This is a genomic window from Streptomyces sp. NPDC002566, assembly GCF_042889585.1.
GTDB lineage: Bacteria > Actinomycetota > Actinomycetes > Streptomycetales > Streptomycetaceae > Streptomyces.
Genome location: NZ_JBIARD010000008.1, coordinates 97227 through 120946, shown reverse-complemented (window position 1 = coordinate 120946; position 23720 = coordinate 97227). Strand labels below are relative to the sequence as shown.

The window sequence follows — 23720 nt, the reverse complement described above, 5'->3', positions numbered from 1 at the left end:
CGGGCGGTCCTCACATCCGCTTGAGGACCGCCTGCTTGGCCACGGCGAACTCCTCGTCCGTCAGCACCCCGTCCCGGTGCAGCCCGCCCAGCTCACGCAACCGCCGCAGCAGCACGTCGTGTTCGTCCCCGGCGGGGACGGCCGGGGGAGCGGGAGCGAGTGGTTCACGCGGCCCGGGCGCCGCGTCCTCGGGGGCGCCCGAAGGGTGCGGCAGGCGCGCCTGCACGGCCGCCGCCACCAGCGCCATCAGCGGATCCTTCCTGAAGCCCCACAACTCGACCGCGTTCGTGTCGTACTTGGGCGGCGCCTTGGTGGCCGCTCCCCGGACGGTGAAGCGCAGATGCCCGTTGCCCAGGCCCGCCGCCGGATGCCATTCCACGGCCGTGATCTCGGTGACGGGCAGCGTGCGGGTCCCGGCGGCCGCCTTGGCCTCCTCCGTCTTCCAGTTCCACTCCAGCTTCACGCACTCGCCGTCGAAGCTCGCCGTGCCGTCCCCGGCGGACACCGACAGCGGCACCGACGGCCCGGGCAGCAGATACGCCTCCACCGCGCCGGAGGGGACCTCCTCCAGCAGCAGCGCGTTGCGCACCTCGTCCGCGAAGTACTCGGCGACACCGAAACGGTCGCTCTCGACGAGGAGTTGGTACGGGTCGTGCGGCTCGCTGAGCCGGCCGCCCGTCGCGTGCAGCAACGGGTCGGCGCCGTCCCGCAGCCGCAGCCTCAGCCGTCCGGCCTTCTTCCCCTGCTCGAACGAGACCCCCGCCAACGCCTCCAACGGCACCGTGAGTTCGCCGAGAGTGCGGCGTAACAGGCCGACGTTCTTGTCCCTCCCCGGGGTCAGCCGCAGCGCGTCGCCGTCGAAGACCCAGGTGCCGTCCTTCTGGATGATTTCCGCCATGGGAGGATTCTTCCAAAGACGGCGACGGGCGCCCCCGAGGACCGTACTCGGGGGCGCCCGTCCCTTGCGATCAGAACCCGGCGACGGGGTTCTCCAGGGTTCCGATCAGCTGGAGGGCGCCCGAGGGGTCCGCCAGGTCCACCATCTGCCTGTTGTTGCGCAGTTGGAGCCGGTTGAGGCAGGACAGCGCGAACTCCGGCGCGAACATGTCGTACTGCTTGAACCGCTCGGCCAGTCCGGGGTTCGCGTCCTGGTACGCACGGGTCACCTCGGCGACCGTGCGCCAGAACTCGTCCTCCGCCAGAACCCCTTCGGCGGCGAGGTCCGCGGCGAGGAAGCGGAAGAAGCAGTCGAAGACGTCCGTGAAGATCGACAGCAGCTTCTTGTCCTCGGGGACCTCCACCCGGATCCGCCGCACCTCCGGCGGCAGCACCGCGTCAGGGTCCATCACCGCGATCTCCTCGGCGATGTCCTTGTAGACCGCCCGCTGCACGACCCCGTCCCGCAGCACCAGGATGGTGTTCTCGCCGTGCGGCATGAAGACCAGGTCGTAGGCGTAGAACGAGTGCAGCAGCGGGGTGTAGTACGCCTCCAGGTAGTGGCGCAGCCACTCGGTGGGCGCCAGGCCCGACTGCTCGATCAGCGCGCCGGCCACCGACCTGCCCTCGTGGTCCACGTGGATCAGCGAGGCCATCGTGGCGAGCGACTCGCCGTCCTTCAGAGACGGCACCGGGCTCTCCCGCCACAGCGCGGCCAGCATCTTGCGGTACGGCGAGTAGCGGTCGGTCGCCGCCTCGTACTCCAGGTGCCGGTAGCCCACGGCCGCCCGCTCCCGGATGATCGACAGACCCGACGACCTCAGCACCGGGTCGTTCTCGATGAGCCGCGCCAGCCAGTCGTTGATCGCCGGGGTCGCCTCCATGTACGCCGCAGACAGGCCGCGCATGAAGCCCATGTTGAGGACGGACAGCGCCGTCTTCACATAGTGCTTCTCGGGGTGCGAGCTGTTGAAGAACGTCCGGATGCTCTGCTGCGCCAGGTACTCGTCCTCGCCCTCGCCCAGGCACACCAGGTTCCCCCGGGCGACCTCGGCGGCGAAGGTGACCGCCAGCTTGTTCCACCACTGCCAGGGGTGGACCGGGATGAGCAGGTAGTCGGCCGGGTCCAGCCCCCGGTCGGTGAGCCGCGCCTCGAACCGCTCGACCGTCTCCTCGCCCAGCTCCTGCCGGACGAAGGACTCGTACTCGATGCCGGCGCCCGCGGTGAACGCCGCCCGCGACCGGTGGGCGGCCAGCCACACCAGCCGCACCGGGCTCGCCGTCTCCGGCGCGTACGACAGGTACTCGTGGACGCCGAAGCCGAGCCGCCCGTTGTTGGCGACGAAACAGGGGTGGCCCTCGGTCATCCCGGTCTCGATGGCCTGGAAGCCCGCGCGCGCGAGCTCCGCCGAGGTGAGCCGCGGCTTGGTGAGCTTGTAGCAGGTGCCGGAGAGGGTGGAGGAGATCTCCTCCAGGTAGACCGGCAGGATCTCCTCGCTCAGGCCCAGCGTCGTCTTCAGCTCGATGAAGAAGTCCAGAGCGGCGAGCGGGAGTTCGACGCCGTCCCGGCTGCGGGTGATGGAGTCGGCGTCGACCTGCCAGTGGTCGAGGGCGCGACGCACGGCGGCGAAGCGGTACTCGGTCAGCCCGTCGTCGCTGCGGACGACGTACCGGCCGCCGTCGCCCTCCGGCTCGGGGGTGAGCAGCCGCTCGTGGGCGAACTCGGCGAGGGCCTTGCGCACCAGCAGACGGTTGGCGGTCTCCCAGCGCTCGGGGGAGAGGTGGGCCACGGAGTCGACGAGGTTCATACGGCCACCCCCGTCGCGGCGGCGAACTGCTCCCGCGTGCAGAAGCTCAGCAGCGCCTTCTTCTCCGGCTTGGCGATCTCCCGCTCCGGGACGAAGCCGACGGCCTCGTTCAGGGCGTGCACGGCCGTGTTGGAGACGTCCGGCTCGACGACGACGCGCCGCACCGCCGGGTCCTCGAACAGGCGGGCCATGACGGCGGTGATGACCGCGCGGGTGAAGCCGTGCACGGGCCGGTCGGTGGGGGCGACCAGGAAGTGCATGCCGATGTCGCCGGGCCGCGGTTCGTACAGCCCGACCAGTTCACGGTGGGCCGGGTCGTAGTACTCCATGAGGAAGGCCGGCGCGCCGCGGTGCAGCCCGAGCAGGGCGTGGTGGTGCTCGTCGGCGGCTATCTCCATGTACGCCCGCTCGACGTCCACGAGCGTCGCGTCCTGCATCATCCAGTAGGCGGCCTTGGGGTGCGTCACCCACCCGTGCAGCAACTCGGCGTCCTTCAGGGGGTCGAGGGGCCGGAGGGTGAGGGGCCCGATGCCGGTGGGGGAGCCGGTGGTGGGGGTCATACGGCGAACTCCTGGAACGCGATGGTCTTCTCGACCGGGTAGTACTCGCTGCCGAGCAGCTCTCGGATGATGTAGCTGTTGCGGTAGGGGCCCATGCCCAGGTCGGGCGAGGTGATGCTGTGGGCGTGGACGCCCGCGTTCTGCAGGAACACCTCCCGGCCGGTGCTGTCGATGGCGTAGTTGCGGGCGACGTCGAAGTTGCCCCGGGAGTCGTAGCGGAGTCTGTCGCGGACCGGCCGGAGGAACTCGGGCTCCGTGTAGGCGTATCCGGTCGCCAGGACCAGTCCCTCGGAGGTCAGCTCGAAGTCCTTCTCCTGCTCCTCCTGGCGGAAGGACAGGCGGTAGGCGCCGTCCTCGTAGGTGGCGCCGGTGAGGGCGGAGTTGGTGAGCAGGCGGGTGGGGACCGGGCCGCCGAGGTTCTTCTGGTAGAGCAGGTCGAAGATGTCGTTGACGAGGTCGCCGTCGATGCCCTTGAACAGGCCCTTCTGCTGGGCGCTGAGCCGGTAGCGGGTGGCCTCGGGCAGCGCGCGGAAGTAGTCGACGTACTCCGGGGAGGTCATCTCCAGCGTGAGCTTGGTGTACTCCAGCGGGAAGAAGCGGGGGGAGCGGGTGACCCAGTTCAGCTGGTAGCCGTGGACGTCGATCTCGCTCAGCAGGTCCTGGTAGATCTCGGCGGCCGACTGGCCGGAGCCGACGATCGTGATCGACCGCTTCTTCTGCAGCTCCGCCTTGTTCTGCACATAGCGGGAGTTGTGGAAGAAGTCGCCGCCCAGGCCGCTGACCGCCTCCGGGTAGTGCGGCGAGGTGCCGGTGCCGAGGACCAGCCGGCGGGCGCGGAACTCCTCGCCGGCGGTGGTGCGCACCACGTACCGCTCGCCGTCGTGGACGATCTCGCCGACGGTCGTGGAGAAGCGGACGTTGCTCAGCTTGTTCGCGGCCCAGCGGCAGTAGTCGTCGTACTCGACCCGCAGCGGGTAGAAGTTCTCGCGGATGTAGAACGAGTACAGCCGCCCCTTCTCCTTCAGGTAGTTGAGGAAGGAGTACGGCGAGGTCGGGTCGGCGAGGGTCACCAGGTCCGACATGAACGGCGTCTGCAGGTGCGCGCCGTCGAGGAACATGCCGGCGTGCCACTCGAAGTCGGGCTTGGAGTCCAGGAAGATCCCGTTCAGTTCCTCGATGGGCTCGGTGAGGCAGGCCAGGCCGAGGTTGAAGGGGCCGAGCCCGATGCCCACGAAGTCGTAGGTCGTGTCCGTGGTGTCAGGAAGCGCGGTCAAGGGGTTCTCCCAGGTACTGCTCGGCGTGGCCGGCGATGAGGTCGAGGACGGCGGCCATGTCGGCGGTCGTGGTCTCGGGGTTGAGCAGGGTGAACTTCAGGTAGTGGCGGTCGTTCACCTTGGTGCCCGCGACCACGGCGTCGCCGGAGGCGAACAGGGCCTTGCGGGCGTGGAGGTTGGCGCGGTCGATCGTGGCCGGGTCGGTGACGGCCGCGGGGATGTAGCGGAAGACGAGCGTGGACAGCGAGGGCTGGACGACGACGTCGAAGCGCGGGTCGGCGGCGAGCAGTTCCCAGCCCTCGGCGGCGAGGTCGCACACCTCGTCGAAGAGCGCGCCGATGCCGTCGGCGCCCATCGTGCGCAGGGTCATCCACAGCTTGAGCGCGTCGAAGCGGCGCGTGGTCTGAAGGGACTTGTCCACCTGGTTGGGGATGCGCTCCTCCACCATGCGGCGCGGGTTGAGGTACTCGGCGTGGTAGGTGGCGTGCCGCAGCGTGGCCGCGTCGCGCACCAGCACCGCCGAGGAACTCACCGGCTGGAAGAAGGACTTGTGGTAGTCGACGGTGACGGAGTCGGCGCGCTCGATGCCGTCGATGCGGCCGCGGTACTTCACCGAGGCGAGCAGGCCGCAGCCGTAGGCGGCGTCGACGTGCATCCAGGCGCCGTACCGGTCGCACAGCTCGGCGATCTCGGGCAGCGGGTCGATGGAGCCGAAGTCGGTGGTGCCGGCCGTGGCGACGACGGCCATGGGGATCAGGCCGGCCTCGGTGCAGCGCTCCAGCTCGCGGGCGAGGGCGAGGGTCTGCAGGCGCTTGTCGTGGTCGACGGGGACGGACACCACGGCGTCCGGTCCGAGGCCGAGCAGTTTCGCGGACTTCTTCACGCTGAAGTGGCTGACCTCGGAGGCGAAGACGCGCAGTTTGCCGAGGGCGGCAGGCCCTTCCCATCCGTCGCGTCCCGGCTTGGCCTCCTCGCGGGCCAGCAGCAGCGCCTGGAGGTTGGACTGCGAGCCGCCGGAGGTGAAGACCCCGTCGGCGGCGGGGCCGAGACCGATGCGCTCGGCCGTCCAGTCGATCAGTTTGCGCTCGATGAGGGTGCCGCCGGCCGACTGGTCCCAGGTGTCGAGGGAGGAGTTGACGGCGGAGAGGACGGCTTCGCCGAGGACGGCGGGGATGACGACCGGGCAGTTGAGGTGCGCGAGGTAGCGGGGGTGGTGGAAGTAGATCGCGTCGCGGAGGTAGACCTCCTCCAGCTCGTCCAGGACGGCCGCGGTGTCGTGCAGGGGCTTGTCCAGGTCGATGCCCTCGATCCGGGGGGCGAGGTCGTCGACCGAGACGCCGGTGAACGGACGGTCGGTGGCGGCGAGTTTGGCGGCCACCCGCTCGACTCCTTCGGTCACGGAGCGGCGGTAGTGCTCCGCGGTCGTGTCATTGAGCAGGTGCGAGCGCATGGTGGGGGTCCTCCGGGTGGGGACGGTCCGCTCGGGGAACGGACGCAGGGGCGGAACCTCGGGTTCTACTTAGGCAAGCCTAACCTAAGTTGAAGCGCCTCAAGCCCGGCCGCTCCCGTGACGGTCCTCACGTTTGTCGGGCAGTCAACTTCCTTTGAAGGGACGGGTGTTGGCCGCTCCACTGCCCGCTCTCACTCCTGCTCGCGCAGCTGCTCCTCGGACAGGCCCCGGCGCCAGTAACCGACGAACGTGACCCGGCGCCGGTCGATGCCGCGCTCGCCGACGAAGTGCCGGCGAAGCTGCTTCACGCACCCCGACTCGCCCGCGATCCACACGTACGGCCGCTCGGCGGACGGCAGCAGGGCGGCGCGCAGGGCGTCGAGGGCCATGGGGGAGCCCTCGTCGCCCTCCGCGCCGGCGTGCTCGCCCTCGCCCCGCACGAGCCAGGTGATCTCGGCGTCAGCCGCCGTCGCGAGGCCCCGCATGCTCCCGGCGTCGTGGACCTCCAGCCAGGCCCGCACCCGCAGACCGGCCGGCAGCGACTCCAGGATCGAGGAGATCGCGGGCAGCGCCGTCTCATCGCCCCACAGCAGCACCAGGTCGGTGTCCTCGGGCGCCCGGAAGCGGATCGCCCGGTTGTCGGCGATCGCCGGACCGAGCAGCACCACCCGGTCCCCGGCGGCGGCCCGGGCGGCCCACCGGGAGGCCGGACCGGCCGGGGTGTGCAGCACGAAGTCGACGTCGATCTCCGCGGTCCGCCCCGAGGCGTCCCGGCGCAGCGACCGGAGCGTGTACGAGCGCATCACCGCCCGCACGTCGTCCGGGAGTTCACGCCACGCCTGCCACCAGCCGTCCCCGAGCTCGTACGGGATCCGGGGCTCGCTCTGCCCGGGGTGCGGCAGGAAGAGCGAGAGCGACTGGTCGTACCCGTCGGAGAAGAAGTACCGAAGGTCCTCCCCGGTGAAGGTGACCCGGACGAGAGAGGCGTCGAGCCGTGTCGTCCGGGCGACCCGGAGGGCGAAGAAGCGGAACGGTGCTGCGACGGCCGTGGTCATGGGGGACTCCTGGAATGGGGGGCAGAGCGACAACCCCAGGGGCGCGGGGCTGTGTCGATATGCGGCTCAGCCGCGTGGGCGCGACCAGCCGCAGCCGGACCCGCAGCTCACCCGCGACGTCAGGCCACCGTGATCAGGCGACCTTCTTCGCGGACTCCAGCGCCTTCGCGAGGTTCTCCAGCAGCGGCACGCACTTGTCGTACGACAGGATCGGCTCCGGCGACCGTCCGATGACCTGCCCCGCCTTGACGGCCGGCAGCTGCTTCCACGTCGGCTTGGTGATCGCCGACGGCTGCAGCGCCTGCGAGCGGTCGTCCAGCATGATGATGTCGGCCTTGTACTTGTCGACGTTCTCCCAGCTGAGCGACTCGAACCAGCCGCCGCCCTGCGCCTTGGCGCTCTCCGGCGGCTCGACGAAGTTCACGCCGAGGGCCTTGAAGTACTCGAGGTCGATGGAGAGGTTGGTGCCGGAGACGTAGAACAGCTCCGCGCTCGCGGAACCGGCCAGCACCTTGATCTCGGGCTTGGCCTTGGCGGCGGCGCGCAGCCGGGTGGCCGCGGCCTCGAAGCGCTTCTTGGCGTCGGTGGCCTTGGCGGCGGTCAGGTCCGCGCCGAGGGACCCGGCCAGCGCCCACATGCGCTCCAGAGGCGCGGTGAGCTGGCGGTCGTAGACGGATATGCCGACGCTGGGGGCCAGCTTGGCGATCTTGTCCTTGGAGGCCTCGGGGACGTACCAGAGGGTGCCGGCGTTGTCGAACATGGTGGAGATGAGCACGTCGGGAGCGAGCGCCGCGTACTTCTCGACGTTGAACTCGTCCCAGACGTTGCCGATGATCTCGACCTTGGAGATGTCCATGTCGCCGGCCTGGACGTCGGGCTTGCCCGCGGTCGTCTTGGTCGGGCCGAAGACGCCCTTGACTTGGACGCCGTAGTCGAACAGGGCGGCGGCGACGCCGGTGAAGGCGACGATGTTCGCCGGAGTCTTGTCGAGCTTCACGGTGGTGCCGCGGTCGTCCTTGAACGTCCAGGGGCCCGACTTGGCGGAGGGGGCGGCGGTCGAGTCCGAGCCACCGCTCTTCGCGTCGTCGTCGCCGCACGCCGCGAGGACGGCCCCGAGGCCGAGGGCGCCACCGGCGGCGAGGACGCCGCGGCGGGTGAGATGGGTGGTGGCGTTGGACATGAGATCGGCTGCTTTCGAACGGGGCTGATGACCCAGAGGGCAAGTTCGAATGTAGGTTAGCCTAACCTCAGATCTTGTCCAGTCCTCGCTCAGGTGTCAGGTCCGGGCGGGGAGCGGCCATGCCGAAGGCCGCGACGGGCGCACCGCCGCGGCCACTTCGGGTACCCCGCTCGCCGGGGATCAGCCCGCGAGCCCCAACTCCCTTGCGATCAGCATCCGCTGCACCTCGCTGGTGCCCTCGCCGATCTCCAGGATCTTGGAGTCCCGCCACATGCGGGCGACCGGATACTCGTTCATGAAGCCGTAACCGCCGTGGACTTGGGTGGCGTCACGGGCGTTGTCGACTGCGACCGTCGAGGAGTACAGCTTCGCCAGTGCCGCCTCCTTCTTGAAGGGCTCGCCGGCCACCAGCCGGGACGCCGCGTCACGCCAGGCGAGACGCGCCGTGTGCGCCTTCATCTCCATGTCGGCGATCTTGAACTGTATGGCCTGGTTCGCCCCGATCGGGCGGCCGAACGCCTGGCGTTCACGCGCGTACTTCACCGACTCGTCCACGCAGCCCTGGGCCAGCCCGGTGGCCAGGGCCGCGATCGCGATCCGGCCCTCGTCCAGGATGCGCAGGAACTGGGCGTAGCCGCGGCCCTCTTCGCCGAGCAGGTTCGCCGCCGGGACGCGCACGTCCGCGAAGGACAGCTCGCGGGTGTCGGAGGCGTTCCAGCCGACCTTGGAGTAGGGGGCGGCGACCGTGAAGCCGGGCGTGCCCGACGGGACGATGATCGCGGAGATCTTCGGCCTGCCGTCCGGCTTGCGGCCGGTGACCGCCGTGACCGTGACCAGACCGGTGATGTCGGTGCCCGAGTTGGTGATGAAGCACTTCGTGCCGTTGATCACCCATTCGTTCGTCGCCTCGTCCAGCCGCGCCGTCGTGCGCGTCGCGCCCGCGTCCGAGCCGCCGTCGGGTTCGGTGAGGCCGAACGCGCCGAGGATCTCCCCGGAGCACAGACGCGGCAGCCACGTGCGCTTCTGCTCCTCCGTGCCGAACAGGTGCAGCGGCATGGCGCCCAGCGAGACGCCCGCTTCCAGGGTGATGGCGACGGAGGAGTCGACGCGGGCCAGCTCCTCCAGCGCGATGCCGAGCGCCAGGTAGTCGCCGCCCATGCCGCCGTACTCCTCGGGGAACGGCAGCCCGAACAGGCCCATCCGGCCCATCTCGCGGACGATCTCGTACGGGAACTCGTGCCGCTCGTAGAAGTCGCCGATCTTCGGGGCGACCACGTCATGGGCGAACGCCTCCACCGTGCGGCGGAGTTCCTCGAGTTCGGGGGAGAGACGGTGGTCCATCACTGCTCCTTGTGGGACAGGGCCCGCACGGTGCGGGAGGGGCTGGGTCGGCCCAACTGTTCGGCCATCCAGACGCTTGTGGCGACGAGACGGCCGAGGTCGACCCCGGTGTCGATGCCGAGGCCCCGCAGCATCCACACGAGGTCCTCGGTGGCGAGGTTGCCGGTGGCGGACTTCGCGTACGGGCAGCCGCCGAGACCGCCCGCGGAGGCGTCGACGGTGGTGACGCCGTGCTGGAGCGCGGCCAGGGTGTTGGCGAGGGCCTGCCCGTAGGTGTCGTGGAAGTGCACGCCCAACACGCCCGCCGGGACGCCTTGTTCGCCGAGCGCGGTGAGCAGCTCCACGACGTGGCCGGGGGTGGCGACGCCGATCGTGTCGCCGAGGCTCAGCTCGTCGCACCCCATGTCGAGCAGCGCCCGGCACACCCGCACCACCTGGGGGACCGGGACCGCGCCCTCCCAGGGGTCGCCGAAGCACATGGAGAGGTAGCCGCGCACATGGACGGCGTTCGCCTTCGCGCGGGCCACGACCGGCTCGAACATGGCGAGCGCCTCGTCCACCGTGCGGTTGAGGTTGGCCTTGGCGAAGGACTCGGTGGCGCTGGCGAACACGGCGACCCGGCCGGCGCCGAGGGCGAGCGCCCGGTCCAGTCCGCGTTCGTTGGGCACCAGGACGGGCAGCTCGACGGGCAGCGAGGACACCAGCGGGTACAACTGCTCGGCGTCGGCCAGCTGGGGCACCCACTTGGGGTGCACGAAGCTGGTGGCCTCGATCGTCGTCAGTCCTGCCCCGGCGAGCCGGCGCACGAACTCCGCCTTCACCTCGGTCGGCACGGCCGTCTTCTCGTTCTGCAGCCCGTCGCGCGCCCCGACCTCGTGGATCCTGACGCGCGCGGGCAGGCCCCCGGCCGGCACGACCATGGGGAGCCCGCGCAGGGTGTCCGGCGATGTCATCCCGCGGCCTCCTCGTGCGGTGCGACGACCGCCAGGACCTGGTCCATGGCGACCGTCGTGCCCGGTGCGACGTCCAGTTCGGCGACCGTGCCGGCGTGCGGGGCGGAGATGACGTGCTCCATCTTCATCGCCTCCACCACCAGCAGGCTCTGCCCGGCGGCCACCTCGTCGCCGACGGCGACCTTCACCACCGTCACCGTGCCCGGCATGGGCGCGGTCAGCGAGTCGGCGCCCGCGTGCGCGGCGCCCGACAGGGAGGCGGCGACCGGGTCGTGGTCGCGCACGTGCCAGGCGTCGCCGTCCCGGCCCAGCCAGTCGCCGGCCCGGTGGAAGGAGTGCCGGACGCCGTCGAGGGTGACGTGGACGCGGTCCTCGGTGACGGTGTGGGAGCCGCGCGCCGTGTACTGAACGGGCTCGGTCACCCGCAGGGGGAAGGCGACCGGCCGGGGCGCACCGCCCATCCGCCAGCCGTTCGGCACCGAGAAGGGATCCGTCCAGCCGTCCCCGCGCGGGCTCAGCGCGTGAAGGCGTACGGCCGCGGCGGCCTCGTAGACCTCCTCGGGCACGTCGGCCGGGACCAGGTCCTCCGCGACCCGCTCGACAAGCCCGGTGTCCAGCTCGCCCGCCACGACCGCCGGATGGGCCAGCAGCCGGCGCAGGAACCCGGCGTTGGTCTGCACGCCCAGCGTGACCGTCTCCGCGAGGGCCGCCCGCAGCTTCCGCAGGGCCGTCGCCCGGTCGGGGCCGTACGCGATCACCTTGGACAGCATCGGGTCGTACAGGCTGCCGACCTCGGAGCCCTCGACGAGCCCCGAGTCGGTGCGGACGCCGTCGCCCTGCGGCTCGCGCAGCCTGAGCACCGTGCCGCCGGAGGGCAGGAAGCCCCGGGCGGGGTCCTCGGCGCACAGCCGCGCCTCGACGGCGTGCCCGGTGAGGGCGATGTCGTCCTGGCCGAACGCCAACGGCTCGCCCGCAGCCGCCCGCAGCTGCCACTCCACCAGGTCCAGGCCGGTGACCAGCTCGGTGACCGGGTGCTCCACCTGGAGGCGGGTGTTCATCTCCATGAAGTAGTACGCCGTCGGGTCACCGCCCGGGACGATGAACTCCACTGTGCCCGCGCCCCGGTAGCCGCAGGAACGGGCCGCCTGGACCGCCGCCTCGCCCATCGCGGCCCGGGTCGTCTCGTCGAGCAGGACGCTGGGCGCCTCCTCGACGATCTTCTGGTGCCGGCGCTGGAGGGAGCACTCGCGCTCGCCCAGGTGGACGACGTTGCCGTGGGCGTCGGCCAGCACCTGGATCTCGATGTGGCGGGGCCGGTCGATCCACCGCTCCACGAGGAGCGTGTCGTCGCCGAAGGAGGCGCGGGCCTCACGGCGGGCGGCGGCGATCTCGTCGGCGAGCACGGCCGGGTCGCGGACCAGGCGCATGCCCTTGCCGCCGCCGCCGGCGCTCGGCTTCAGCAGCACGGGCACGCCGATCTCGCGAGCCGCCTCGATCAGCTGCCCGTCGTCGAGGCCGCTGCCGGACGAGCCCGGCACGACCGGCACCCCGGCCTCGCGCACGGTCGCCTTGGCGCGGATCTTGTCGCCCATCAGGGCGATCGCCTCGGCGGGCGGCCCGATGAAGACGAGCCCCGCCTCGGCGCACGCGCGCGCGAAGGCGGCGTTCTCCGCGAGGAAGCCGTACCCCGGGTGGACGGCCTGGGCGCCGGTGCGGGCGGCGGCCTCCAGCAGCCGCTCCACGGACAGATAGCTCTCGGCGGCCGGCGCCGGGCCGATCCGCACGGCGGTGTCGGCCTCCCGGACGTGCCGGGCGTCGGCGTCGGCGTCGGAGAAGACCGCCACCGAACGCACGCCGAGCGAGCGCAGGGTGCGGATGACGCGGACGGCGATCTCGCCGCGGTTGGCCACGAGCACGGTGTCGAACAAGGGTCCCCTCCTCACATCCGGAAGACGCCGAACTGGGGGTCTCCCAGCGGCGCGTCGGCACAGGCGGTCAGGGCCAGGCCCAGTACCTGCCGGGTCTCCAGCGGGTCGATCACGCCGTCGTCCCACAGGCGGGCGGTGGCGTAGTAGGCGTTGCCCTGGCGCTCGTACTGCGCGCGGACCGGGTCCTTGAACGCCTCTTCCTCCTCCAGGGGCCACTCCTGGCCGCGCGCCTCCAACTGGTCGCGCTTGACGGTGGCGAGGACGGAGGCGGCCTGCTCGCCGCCCATCACGGAGATCTTGGCGTTGGGCCACATCCACAGGAAGCGGGGGGAGTAGGCCCGGCCGCACATCGAGTAGTTCCCCGCGCCGTACGAGCCGCCGACGACGACGGTCAGCTTCGGCACGCGCGTGCAGGCGACCGCGGTCACCATCTTGGCGCCGTGCTTGGCGATGCCGCCCGCCTCGTAGTCGCGGCCGACCATGAAGCCGGAGATGTTCTGGAGGAAGAGCAGCGGGATGCCGCGCTGGTCGCACAGCTCGATGAAGTGGGCGCCCTTCTGGGCCGACTCGGAGAACAGGATGCCGTTGTTGGCGACGATCCCCACCGGGTGGCCGTGGATCCGGGCGAAGCCGGTGACGAGGGTCTGCCCGAACTCCGACTTGAACTCGGCGAAGCGGGAGCCGTCGGTGATACGGGCGATGACCTCCCGTACGTCGTAGGGGGTACGGGAGTCGACGGGGACCGCGCCGTACAGCCCGTAGGGGTCGACCTTGGGCTCGACGGCCGGGCGGACCTCCCACGGCGGGGCCGGCCGGGCCGGCAGCGTGGAGACGATGGTCCGCACGATCCGCAGCGCGTGCGCGTCGTCCTCGGCGAGATGGTCGGTGACGCCCGACACGCGCGCGTGGACCTCGCCGCCGCCCAGCTCCTCTGCGGTGACGACCTCGCCGGTGGCGGCCTTCACCAGCGGCGGGCCGCCGAGGAAGATCGTGCCCTGTCCGCGCACGATCACTGCCTCGTCGCTCATCGCCGGGACGTACGCGCCGCCCGCCGTGCACGAACCGAGGACGGCGGCGATCTGCGGGATGCCGGCGCCCGACATACGGGCCTGGTTGTAGAAGATCCGCCCGAAGTGCTCGCGGTCGGGGAACACCTCGTCCTGCATCGGCAGGAAGGCGCCGCCGGAGTCCACCAGGTACAGACAGGGCAGCCGGTTCTCCAGCGCCACCTCCTGCGCCCGCAGGTGCTTCTTCACGGTCATCGGGTAGTACGTGCCGCCCTTGACGGTGGCGTCGTTGGCGACGATCACGCAGTTCCGGCCGCTGACCCGGCCGATCCCGGCGATCACGCCGGCGGCCGGGGCCTGCCCCTCGTACATCCCGTCGGCAGCGAGGGGGGCGAGCTCCAGGAAGGGCGAGCCGGGGTCGAGAAGGGCGTCGACCCTGTCCCTCGGCAGCAGCTTCCCGCGCGCGGTGTGCCGCTCGCGCGCCTTCTCGCCGCCGCCGAGACGGGCGGCGGCGAGCTTGCCGCGCAGCTCCTCGACGAGTGCGCGGTGGGCCTCCTCGTTGGCCCGCCAGGCCTCCGACGCGGGGTCCGCCGCGCTCGTCAGCTCCGGTGCCTGCTCCATCCTTGCGGTCCCCTCACCCAGTGATCGACTGTTAATGAGCGTTAACCATTTCCATCAGGTTAACGAGCGCTAACCTCGATGTCTAGAATTGTTTTCATGGCCACCAGAACCGACGCCCCCACCCGCCGCGAGCAGATCCTCAGGGAGGCCGCGCGCCTCTTCGCCGAGCGCGGGTTCCACGGCGTCGGCGTGGACGAGATAGGGGCCGCGGTCGGCATCAGCGGCCCCGGTCTGTACCGGCACTTCCCCGGCAAGGACGCGATGCTGGCGGAGCTGCTGGTGGGTATCAGCGGGCAGCTGCTGACCGGCGCCAGGCGCCGTCTGGCGGAGGCCGACGGCGACCCGGCCGAGGCGGTCCTCGACTCGCTCATCGAGGGGCACATCGACTTCGCGCTCGACGACCGTCCCCTGATCACCCTGCACGACCGTGAGCTGGACCGCCTGCGCGACAGCGACCGCAAGCTGGTCCGCCAGCTCCAGCGGCAGTACGTGGAGCTGTGGGTGGAGGCGCTGCGAGCGGTGTACCCCGACCTGCCCGAGCCCGCGGCCCGCTCGGCGGTCCACTCGGTCTTCGGCCTGCTGAACTCCACCCCCCACCTGGGCCGCCCGGGCTCCCTCCCCGGCCGCGCCGCCACGGCGCAACTCCTTCACCGCATGGCCCGCGGCGCCTTCGCGTCGGCCGCACCCCCACAGGAGTGACGAGCGTGCACCCCCACAGGAGTGACGAGCGTTACGAACACCCCCCTGGACTCCCTCCCTACCCGCCGGTACGGTTGCCCTGAGCAAGCGCTTAGCCAATGGGGCCGCAACCATGGATTGAGAACCCCGACGGCGAGCACCACATCCGCGAGAGCGGCGCCGGTTTAGGCGCAGAGAGGGGCCGGCGGTGCGCCGTACGGTGTTCAACGAGGATCACGAGGCGTTCCGGGAGACCCTCCGGGCCTTCATCGAGGCCGAGGTCGTCCCCGTCTACGACGAGTGGCTCGCCGCGGGCCAGGCGCCGCGCGACTTCTACTACAAGCTGGCCGAGCTGGGCGTCTTCGGCATCCGCGTCGACGAGGAGTACGGCGGCGCCGGCATCGACTCCTACAAGTTCGAGGCCATCCTCTACGAGGAGACCGCCCGCGCCGGCATCACCTTCGGCGGCTCCGGCGTGCACGTGCTGCTCGGCCTGCCGTACATCAAGCTTCTCGCCACGGACGAGCAGAAGAAGCGCTTCCTGCCGAAGTTCGTCTCCGGCGAGGAGATGTGGGCCATCGCGATGACCGAGCCGGGCACCGGTTCGGACCTCGCCGGCATGCGCACCACCGCCAAGCTCTCCGAGGACGGCACGCACTACGTCCTCAACGGCGCCAAGACCTTCATCACCGGCGGCGTCCACGCCGACCGCATGATCGTCTGCGCCCGCACCTCCGCGCCGACCGCCGAGGACCGCCGCTACGGCATCTCCCTCTTCGTCGTGGACACCAAGGCGGAGGGCTACTCCGTCGGCCGCAAGCTGGACAAGCTGGGCCTGAAGACCTCCGACACGGCCGAGCTGGCGTTCGTCGACGTGAAGGTGCCCGTCGAGGACCTCCTCGGCGAGGAGAACAAGGGCTTCTACTACCTCGGCCACAACCTGGCCTCCGAGCGCTGGGGCATCGCCTACGGCGCGTACGCGCAGGCCAAGGCCGCCGTCCGGTTCGCCAAGCAGTACGTGCAGGAGCGCACCGTCTTCGGCAAGACCGTCGCGTCGTTCCAGAACACGAAGTTCGAGCTGGCCGCCTGCCAGGCCGAGGTGGACGCCGCCGAGGCCGTCGCCGACCGCTCGCTGGAGGCCCTGGACGCCGGTGAGCTGACCCCCGCCGAGGCCGCCTCCGCGAAGCTGTTCTGCACCGAGGTCGCGCACCGCGTGATCGACCGCTGCCTCCAGCTGCACGGCGGTTACGGCTTCATGAACGAGTACCCGATCGCCCGTCTGTACGCGGACAACCGCGTCAACCGCATCTACGGCGGCACCAGCGAGATCATGAAGTCGATCATCGCGAAGGACATGGGCCTGTAAGCCGGACGCAACTACCGGCGGATACAACTGACTCCATGAGCCAGGCACTTCAGGATCTCCTCGATCTGCTCGACCTCGAGCAGATCGAGGAGAACATCTTCCGCGGCCAGTCCCGGTCCGCCGTCGTCCCGCGCGTCTTCGGCGGGCAGGTCGCGGCCCAGGCGCTGGTCGCCGCCGGCCGCACCGTCCCCGCGGACCGGCACGCCCACTCCCTGCACGCGTACTTCCTGCGCATGGGCGACCCGGGCGCGCCCATCGTCTACAACGTCGAGCGCATCCGCGACGGCCGCTCCTTCACCACCCGGCGCGCGGTCGCCGTCCAGCACGGCCGGCCGATCTTCACCCTCTCCGCGTCCTTCCAGACGTACGAGGAGGGCCTCGACCACCAGGCCCCCGCGCCGTCCTCGCCCGACCCGGTGAGCCTGCCCACCTCCGCGGAGCGGCTGCGCGGCTACGACCATCTCGACCCGGTCGTCGTCGAGAAGTTCCTGGAGGCCCGCGAGGCCATCGACCTGCGGTACGTCGACGAGCCGCCGTACGGCAGGTTCGGCGAGCCGCGCGAACCGCACAGCCAGGTCTGGTTCCGCACCAACGGCAAACTCGCGGACGATCCGCTGCTGCACGTCGTGCTGGCCACCTACGTCTCCGACATGACGCTCCTGGACTCCGTCCTCCTCGCGCACGGCCGCGGCGGGTGGGCGGTCGGTGACGTCGTCGGCGCCTCGCTGGACCACGCGATGTGGTTCCACCGCCCGTTCCGCGCCGACGAATGGCTGCTGTACGACCAGGAGTCGCCGTCCGCGCACGGCGGCCGCGGCCTCGGTCAGGCCCGCATCTACACGCAGGACGGACGCCTCGCCGTCTCGGTGATCCAGGAGGGCGTGGTCCGGGTCCCGCGGTGACGGACGGGCGGGACGTGCGGGGCGGTTTCCGAGATGCCGGGGCACCGCCCCGCGACTAGGCTCGAAATCCGAACGCCGCACGCGCGGCACACCCGGCCGACCGGTTCCCGCTTCACGCGGAACGCGTCCCCCGGCGATCGCCCCGAGACCTCGCCGGCCGCCACCGTGCCCCCTCGACGCCTGCGGTGACATCCGGAGGACCCTCCCGCGACGTCTGTTCGCGGCTGCGGCCATCCACCCCTCCGGCGTCCTGTCGAACTCCTCCGAAGGGCGCGCGGGCGACGATGGAGCGAAAGGTGATTCCCATGCGAGCACAACGGGTGAGGCGTCTCGCCGCGACGTCCGCCGCCGGCCTGCTGCTGGCCGGCGGCATCGCGGTGGGCACGGCGGGCACCGCGTCGGCGTCCACCGCCTCCCTGGACCGCAACCACAGCCGCCACTGCGACGACGGCTACTGGTGGTACGACAACTGCGATCGGGGGTTCCCCGGCATCGTGAGCGGCTTCTACGGCCTGAACCCGTTCTTCAACCCCTACAACTTCTTCTACGGGAACGCCCCTTACTGGGACATCTTCGGCGGCTTCAGGCGCTGACAACGGCCCCGCACGCTACGACAGTCGGGCCGCCGCGAGCAGGTACGCGGTCATCGGGTCGTAGTAGCGCGGGCTGACGACATGGTCGTCCAAGGGCACCGTCACCTGCACGGTGCCCTCCGCCTCGGCGAGGAACAGCGCGGGGTCGTTGCAGTCGGCGTACCCGACGGAGTCGACGCCGTGCTGTCCGGCGTAGCCCGCCCAGCCGTGGTCGGCGACGACCAGGTCGGGCAGCGGGCGGCCCTCGCGCTCGAGCCCGGTCAGGATCGCCTTCATCGGCTCGCCCGAGTGGGTGTGCCACAGGGAGGCGCCGTGTTCGAGGACGGCCACGTCCGCGAACTGCATGACGTACCCCTCGTCCGTCTGCAGCCCGTCCGGGATGACGACGATCTCGCAGCCGGCCCGGCGCAGGGCCGCCGCGGTGGCGTGGTGCACGTCGAGCAGGCCGCCGGGGTGGCCGGTGGCGAACAGCACGCGCTGGCGGTCCTCGGCCGCCTTGCGCAGCCGGCCCGCCAGCCGGTCCAGGGCGTCCACGGTCAGCTCGGGGTCGATGGTGTCCTGCCCGTAGCGGAACTCGGGGTCGTCGTTGACGCCGACCCGTTCCGCCATCACGGCGAGCACGTCCTGCTCGTCGGTCCAGCGGTCGCCGAACTCCAGCCCGAACCAGTAGTTGCGCACGCCGTTCGCGAGCTGGCGGTAGTGGGAGAGGTTGTTCTCGCGCGGCGTGGCGACGTCCCCCGCGATACGGGTTCGGACGAGATGGGCGACGAGCTCGTCGCGACTGGGAGTCCCGGGTATCGGCATGCTCCTCATTGTGAGGCAGCCGCCGCCGTCATGAGGCGGTGATCGCCGTCATGAGGCGGTGACCGCCCGCCTCGTCAGTCTCACGAGGGGCCCTACCCGCGCTTCAGCGCGAACCACAGTTCCATGCGCACGTCCGGGTCGTTCAGGTCGACGGCCAGGAGGGCGGCGCAGCGGGCCATCCGCTGGCGGACGGTGTTGCGGTGCACGGACAGCGCGGTCGCCGTCCGGTCCCAACTGCCGTGCAAGGAGAGCCAGGTGCGCAGGGTCTCGGTGAGCGCCGGGGCGCCGGCGAGCGGCGCGAGGAGGGCGCGGGCGTGCGCCTCGGCGTCGTCGGCCGGGACCAGGTCGGTGAGCGCGGAGCGGGCGCCGTGCCGGACCAGCGGGGTGCGCGTCGCGTGGGCGCGGGCCAGGGCGCGGGCCGCCTGGACGTCGGCGAGCGCCCACTCGCCGGGCTCCACGGCGGCGCTCACCCCGAGCGTCCACCCCTCCTGCGCGACCGGCTCCCGCCCGGCCGGCACGAGCACGCGTACGATCCCGTCCCCGGCCCCCTCCTCGGCTCGTTCTCCGGAGTCGACCAGCGCCGACCCGAGCGCGGCCCCCAGCGCCGACGCGGCCATGGCGTCCGGCGCCCGGCCCTGCGGCCGCCCGTGCACCACCCGCCACCGCCCACCGCCCAGCAGCGGGGCCACCTCCTCGGGGGCGGCGCCCAGGAGGAGGCGCACGAGGGCCGAGGAGTGGGCCGCCCCCGTGGCGGTCCGGTGCCCGGCGGTCAGGAGCGACAGCAGCACGGCGGCGACGGAGACGACGGTGTGGTCGCCGGGCTCACGTCGCGAGGCGGCCACCCCGAGCACGAGACCGCGCCCCGTACCCAGTGCGTACGCGGTGAGACGGTCGCCGTCCGGGGCGGTGTCGCTGGCGGTGGCGGAGCCCCGCGCGACGACGGCCCGCGCGAGCTCCGCCAGCGCCTCCCGCGTCCCGCTCCCCGGCTCCCGCCCCGCCGCCGCGAGCTGGACGCCCTCGGGCCGGTACAGCACCGCCCAGCCGCCCACGCGCCGGGCCAGCTGCCGCAGGACCGAGGGGACGGGGTCCGGGCGGGACGCCGCGGCGGCGAGGCTCTGCTGCGCCTTCGCCACCCGGCGCAGTTCGGCATGCCGGGCCTCGGCCATCAGCTGCCAGACGGCGCGGGCGACCCCGGAGAACGTGGTCTGCGGCGGCACCTCCAGCAGCGGCAGCCCGTGCGCGTCGCAGGCCGCGACCAGCGCGGGCGGCACCCTGTCGTGCACCGGGGCCAGCCCGAAACCGAGCGCGGCCCCGCCCGCGGCGACGACCCGGGCGACGTACGCGTCAACGTGCTCCTCCGGGCCCGCAGCCTCCGGGATGTGCACCCCCGCCGTCAGCAGCAGCTCACCGCCCAGCAGGTACGGGTACGGGTCCGCCATCTCCGAGGTGTGCGCCCAGTGGACGGCCAGGCCGGGCCCGGACGGCCCGGCGATCTGCCGCAGGCCCAGGTCCTCGCGGGCCAGCAGGGCGGCGAGCGGCACCGGCGGAGTGGGCGGGACCGCGGGATCGGGCACGGTGTGCAATCCGTTCATGTCGAGTACTGGGAGTGGAGGAAACGTACACTTCCGGGCCTCGTCGCGGCCACCTAGGGTCGGCACGCGCACCGCGGCCCGAACTCGTGTCCGACCCGGTCGTGGCCCCCAGTACAGTCGTCATCAGCGGTACAGAGCAGTACATACGCGGCGACGCGTAGGAAAGAAGGCACTTCATGAGCAGCAACGAGACGCCGCGCGGCCCGGTCGACTCCTCGCGGATCCCCCGGTACGCCGGTCCCGCGACCTTCGCCCGGCTGCCCCGCCTCGACGAGGTCGGCCGTGCGGACGTCGCCGTCGTCGGCGTGCCGTTCGACTCGGGCGTCTCCTACCGGCCGGGCGCCCGCTTCGGCGGCAACGCCATCCGCGAGGCCTCCCGGCTGCTCAGGCCCTACAACCCGGCGCAGGACGCCTCCCCGTTCGCCCTCGCGCAGGTCGCGGACGGCGGCGACATCGCGGTGAACCCCTTCGACATCCACGAGGCCGTCGAGACCGTCGAGGCGGCCGCCGACGACCTGCTCGGCACCGGCGCCCGCCTGATGACCCTCGGCGGCGACCACACCATCGCCCTGCCGCTGCTGCGCTCGGTCGCCAAGAAGCACGGCCCGGTCGCGCTGCTCCACTTCGACGCCCACCTCGACACCTGGGACACCTACTTCGGCGCCGAGTACACCCACGGCACGCCGTTCCGCCGGGCGGTCGAGGAGGGCATCCTCGACACCGAGGCGCTCTCCCACGTCGGCACCCGAGGCCCGCTCTACGGCAAGCAGGACCTCACCGACGACCAGAAGATGGGCTTCGGCATCGTCACCTCGGCGGACGTCTACCGGCGCGGCGCCGACGAGGTCGCCGACCAGCTGCGCCAGCGCATCGGCGACCGGCCGCTGTACATCTCCATCGACATCGACTGCCTGGACCCGGCCCACGCGCCCGGAACCGGCACGCCCGAGGCCGGCGGCATGACCTCCCGCGAGCTGCTGGAGATCCTGCGCGGCCTGGCGTCCTGCAACCTGGTCTCCGCGGACGTCGTCGAGGTGGCGCCCGCGTACGATCACGCGGAGATCACGTCGGTGGCCGCGTCCCACACGGCGTACGAGCTGACCACGATCATGTCCCGCCAGATTGCCGAGGCCCGCGCGAAGTGACACACGACCACGACCTGGTGCTCCGCCCGACCGCCGCCCAGACGGAGGCCGCGCTGAATTCTCCGCCCGGCCGCACCGGCGGAGACCTGGTCGTGGAGACGCTGGCCGGGCTCGGCGCGACGACCGTCTTCGGCCTGCCGGGCCAGCACGCCCTCGGCGTGTTCGACGCGCTGCGCCGCTCCGACCTGCGGTACGTCGGCCTGCGGGTGGAGAACAACGCGGGCTTCGCCGCGGACGCGTACGGCCGTGTCACCGGCGAGGCGGCGCCGCTGCTGCTGTCGACGGGCCCGGGCGCCCTGACGTCGCTCGCCGCGCTCCAGGAGGCGGCGGCGGCCAGCGCGCCCGTGCTGGCGATCTGCAGCCAGGTGCCGACGGCGGGGCTGGGCGGCGGCCGTCGCGGCCATCTGCACGAACTCCCCGACCAGGCGGCGTCGTTCAGGGGCATCGTCAAGTCCGTCCGCACCGTCCGCGCCCAGTCCCAGATCCCGTCCGCGATCGAGGCGGCCTGGAAGTCCGCGCTGACGGCCCCGCACGGCCCGGTGTGGGTGGAGATCCCGCAGGACGTCCTGTCGGCGGCGACGCCGCTCCCGGCGGTGACGGTCGGGGACGCCTTCCCCGAGGAGCTGCCCCCGCGCCCCGAACTCACCGCCGTGGCAGCCGACCTGCTCTCCCGCGCCGAGCGCCCGGCGATCATCGCGGGCGGCGGGGTGATCCGGGCGGACGCCTCGGGCAAGCTGCGCAAGCTCGCGGAACGGCTGGACGCGCCCGTGGTGACGACCTTCGGCGGCAAGGGCGCCTTCCCCTGGACCCATCCCCTCTCCCTGAGGTCCTGGCTGGAGGACCGCCACACCACCGACTTCCTGGAGGACGCGGACGTCCTGCTGGTGGTCGGCTCGGGCCTGGGCGAACTGTCGTCCAACTACCACACGTTCGCGCCCCGGGGCCGGGTGATCCAGATCGAGGCGGACCTCGGCAAGCTGGAGGCGAACCACCCCGCACTGGGCATCCACGCGGACGCCCGCCTGGCGCTCCAGGCGCTGCTGGAGACGGTGGACGAGCGCCGGGACCCTGCCGCCCCGGAGCGGGTCCGCGTCCTCCTCGCGAAGGTCGCCGACCGCATCGCCGCCCAGGAACTCACCCTGGAGCAGGAGGTGCTGGCGTCGGTGCGCGGGGCGCTCCCGGCCGACTCCCCGTCCTTCTGGGACATGACGATCCTCGCGTACTGGGCCTGGTCGGCGTTCGACGCCAAGGGGCCCAACCTCATGCATTCCGCCCAGGGCGCGGGCGGCCTCGGCTACGCCTTTCCGGCGGCGCTCGGCGCGGCGGCCGCCGACCCGACCCGCCCGGTGCTGGCGGTGTCGGGCGACGGCGGCGCGATGTACTCGATCGCCGAGCTGGCGACCGCGCGGCAGCACGACCTGCCCGTGACCTGGCTGATCGTGGACGACGGCGGCTACGGCATCCTGCGCGAGTACATGACCGACGCGTTCGGCCGGGCCACGGCGACCGAGCTGACCGGCCCGGACTTCGTCGCCCTGGCGGAGTCCTTCGGCGTGCCGGCCACGCGCACGACCCCGGAGACCCTGCGAGCCGACCTGGCGCGGGCCCTCGCGGCCCCGGGCCCGTCGGTGGTCGTGCTCCCCGCGGTCCTGCGCATGTTCGAGCCGACACACCTGGGCTGACGGCGCATCCCTACCGGACGGCCTCGGCTACCAGATGGCCTCGACCCATTCCGGGTGGTCGATGAACGGGTTGCGGTTCTTCTGGTAGGTGTCGTAGACGACCTGGTTGCGGCGCTCCTCGAAGGCGCTCGGCGGGTCCTGCTCGTTCCACTGCTTGAGGACGGACAGCTTGCCCATGTAGGGGTTGCTGCCGTTGTTGACCTTCTCGTTCGGCTCGAGGTCGGCGAAGCCGTCGCCGCCGTCGTAGCGCACGGCCATGTAGAGGATCATGCGGGCCACGTCGCCCTTGTCCGCGTCGCGCGGCTCGAAGGAGTCGGAGTCCGTGAGGCTGCCGCCTCCGCCGCTGACCGCGCTGCCGCCGTTGTCGAAGTCCTTGTTGCCGCGGATGCTGTTGACCTGGACGTCGGCCGCGCGCAGGTGGTGCAGGTCGGTGCCGGGACCGGTCACCTCGCCGAAGTCGCCGTGGGACTTGGCCCAGGTGTGCTCGCGGTTCCAGTCGCCGAGGTCGCCGCCGTTGAGGGACTTGCTGCGCGAGACGCCGCTGTACAGCAGGATCACGTTGTTGCTGTTGTTCGGGTCCTGGTCGGTGACCTTCAGCGCGTTCCAGACCGCGGAGTACGAGATCTTCGTCTGCGGGGTGATGATCGTGTGCAGGGCCGACTTCAGGCTCGTCCCGGACTTGCCGATCGCGTTCTTGTAGTACGTCTGGTCGTAGGCGGTGGTGGTGGCCGCGGCGGGGGTCGCGGTCAGGGCGGGGGCGGTGAGACCGACCAGGACGGCGGAGGTGGCGAGGGCCACCGTCTTCCACCGGCGTGAGCGGGTCGTCGTAGCCAGCATGTGGGGTG

General features: G+C 71.7%; 20 protein-coding genes. 6 read left to right on the top strand and 14 right to left on the bottom strand.

What is annotated here, in order from left to right:
• Window positions 1-10: 10 nt before the first annotated feature.
• The 11 genes from ACFYXA_RS29420 to ACFYXA_RS29370 all read right to left on the bottom strand — a co-directional run bounded on the left by ACFYXA_RS29420 (window position 11) and on the right by ACFYXA_RS29370 (window position 14113).
• A complete protein-coding gene (locus tag ACFYXA_RS29420; RefSeq protein WP_352249711.1) occupies window positions 11-898 on the bottom strand; it encodes a DUF4429 domain-containing protein in 888 nt (295 codons plus the stop codon).
• A gap of 70 nt (window positions 899-968) precedes the next feature.
• Window positions 969-2744: an IucA/IucC family protein gene (locus tag ACFYXA_RS29415; RefSeq protein ID WP_389038531.1), complete on the bottom strand. Its 1776-nt coding sequence runs from the start codon at window positions 2742-2744 to the stop codon at window positions 969-971.
• The gene (locus ACFYXA_RS29410; RefSeq protein WP_389038528.1) at window positions 2741-3304 is read right to left on the bottom strand and encodes a GNAT family N-acetyltransferase; all 564 of its coding nucleotides are present in this window, start codon (window positions 3302-3304) and stop codon (window positions 2741-2743) included. The genes ACFYXA_RS29415 and ACFYXA_RS29410 overlap by 4 nt, the downstream gene beginning before the upstream one ends.
• Window positions 3301-4578, bottom strand: coding sequence for a lysine N(6)-hydroxylase/L-ornithine N(5)-oxygenase family protein (locus ACFYXA_RS29405; protein WP_389038525.1), 1278 nt, complete (start codon window positions 4576-4578; stop codon window positions 3301-3303). Before ACFYXA_RS29405 ends, ACFYXA_RS29410 begins: the two co-directional genes overlap by 4 nt.
• Window positions 4562-6028: a lysine decarboxylase DesA gene (gene desA, locus ACFYXA_RS29400; RefSeq protein WP_389038523.1), complete on the bottom strand. Its 1467-nt coding sequence runs from the start codon at window positions 6026-6028 to the stop codon at window positions 4562-4564. The genes ACFYXA_RS29405 and desA overlap by 17 nt, the downstream gene beginning before the upstream one ends.
• A gap of 191 nt (window positions 6029-6219) precedes the next feature.
• Window positions 6220-7083, bottom strand: a complete 864-nt coding sequence (locus ACFYXA_RS29395; RefSeq protein WP_389038520.1) for a siderophore-interacting protein — start codon at window positions 7081-7083, stop codon at window positions 6220-6222.
• 133 nt (window positions 7084-7216) lie between these two features.
• Window positions 7217-8263 (bottom strand): ABC transporter substrate-binding protein, encoded by a 1047-nt coding sequence (locus tag ACFYXA_RS29390; RefSeq protein ID WP_389038517.1) that lies wholly within the window; start codon window positions 8261-8263, stop codon window positions 7217-7219.
• A gap of 180 nt (window positions 8264-8443) precedes the next feature.
• The gene (locus tag ACFYXA_RS29385; protein ID WP_389038514.1) at window positions 8444-9604 is read right to left on the bottom strand and encodes an acyl-CoA dehydrogenase family protein; all 1161 of its coding nucleotides are present in this window, start codon (window positions 9602-9604) and stop codon (window positions 8444-8446) included.
• Window positions 9604-10557 (bottom strand): hydroxymethylglutaryl-CoA lyase, encoded by a 954-nt coding sequence (locus ACFYXA_RS29380; RefSeq protein ID WP_356684508.1) that lies wholly within the window; start codon window positions 10555-10557, stop codon window positions 9604-9606. The genes ACFYXA_RS29385 and ACFYXA_RS29380 overlap by 1 nt, the downstream gene beginning before the upstream one ends.
• Window positions 10554-12485 carry an acetyl/propionyl/methylcrotonyl-CoA carboxylase subunit alpha gene (locus ACFYXA_RS29375; RefSeq protein WP_389038510.1) on the bottom strand — a complete coding sequence of 644 codons (1932 nt, stop codon included), beginning with the start codon at window positions 12483-12485 and terminating at the stop codon, window positions 10554-10556. The genes ACFYXA_RS29380 and ACFYXA_RS29375 overlap by 4 nt, the downstream gene beginning before the upstream one ends.
• A gap of 11 nt (window positions 12486-12496) precedes the next feature.
• Window positions 12497-14113, bottom strand: coding sequence for a carboxyl transferase domain-containing protein (locus ACFYXA_RS29370; protein WP_352249731.1), 1617 nt, complete (start codon window positions 14111-14113; stop codon window positions 12497-12499).
• A 96-nt stretch (window positions 14114-14209) separates the two neighbouring features.
• On the opposite strand from ACFYXA_RS29370, the gene ACFYXA_RS29365 reads away from it, so the two are divergent.
• The 4 genes from ACFYXA_RS29365 to ACFYXA_RS29350 all read left to right on the top strand — a co-directional run bounded on the left by ACFYXA_RS29365 (window position 14210) and on the right by ACFYXA_RS29350 (window position 17652).
• The gene (locus ACFYXA_RS29365; protein ID WP_389038506.1) at window positions 14210-14812 is read left to right on the top strand and encodes a TetR/AcrR family transcriptional regulator; all 603 of its coding nucleotides are present in this window, start codon (window positions 14210-14212) and stop codon (window positions 14810-14812) included.
• A gap of 187 nt (window positions 14813-14999) precedes the next feature.
• A complete protein-coding gene (locus tag ACFYXA_RS29360) occupies window positions 15000-16157 on the top strand; it encodes an acyl-CoA dehydrogenase family protein (RefSeq protein ID WP_130436650.1) in 1158 nt (385 codons plus the stop codon).
• 35 nt (window positions 16158-16192) lie between these two features.
• A complete protein-coding gene (locus tag ACFYXA_RS29355) occupies window positions 16193-17059 on the top strand; it encodes an acyl-CoA thioesterase II (protein WP_352249736.1) in 867 nt (288 codons plus the stop codon).
• Between the two features lie 305 nt (window positions 17060-17364).
• A complete protein-coding gene (locus ACFYXA_RS29350) occupies window positions 17365-17652 on the top strand; it encodes a hypothetical protein (protein WP_352249738.1) in 288 nt (95 codons plus the stop codon).
• A gap of 15 nt (window positions 17653-17667) precedes the next feature.
• Here ACFYXA_RS29350 and ACFYXA_RS29345 read toward each other — a convergent pair whose 3' ends face one another.
• Both ACFYXA_RS29345 and ACFYXA_RS29340 read right to left on the bottom strand, forming a co-directional pair.
• The gene (locus ACFYXA_RS29345; protein ID WP_389038501.1) at window positions 17668-18456 is read right to left on the bottom strand and encodes a phosphatase; all 789 of its coding nucleotides are present in this window, start codon (window positions 18454-18456) and stop codon (window positions 17668-17670) included.
• A gap of 92 nt (window positions 18457-18548) precedes the next feature.
• Window positions 18549-20048 carry a PucR family transcriptional regulator ligand-binding domain-containing protein gene (locus ACFYXA_RS29340; RefSeq protein ID WP_389038498.1) on the bottom strand — a complete coding sequence of 500 codons (1500 nt, stop codon included), beginning with the start codon at window positions 20046-20048 and terminating at the stop codon, window positions 18549-18551.
• Between the two features lie 176 nt (window positions 20049-20224).
• Here ACFYXA_RS29340 and speB point away from each other — a divergent pair, with 176 nt between their 5' ends.
• Window positions 20225-21193 carry an agmatinase gene (gene speB / locus ACFYXA_RS29335; RefSeq protein ID WP_352249744.1) on the top strand — a complete coding sequence of 323 codons (969 nt, stop codon included), beginning with the start codon at window positions 20225-20227 and terminating at the stop codon, window positions 21191-21193.
• Window positions 21190-22875, top strand: a complete 1686-nt coding sequence (locus ACFYXA_RS29330; protein ID WP_389038494.1) for a thiamine pyrophosphate-binding protein — start codon at window positions 21190-21192, stop codon at window positions 22873-22875. The genes speB and ACFYXA_RS29330 overlap by 4 nt, the downstream gene beginning before the upstream one ends.
• Before the next feature lie 27 nt (window positions 22876-22902).
• Here ACFYXA_RS29330 and ACFYXA_RS29325 read toward each other — a convergent pair whose 3' ends face one another.
• Entirely contained in the window at window positions 22903-23712 is an 810-nt protein-coding gene (locus tag ACFYXA_RS29325) for an endonuclease (protein ID WP_352249748.1), read from the bottom strand.
• Window positions 23713-23720 lie beyond the last annotated feature (8 nt).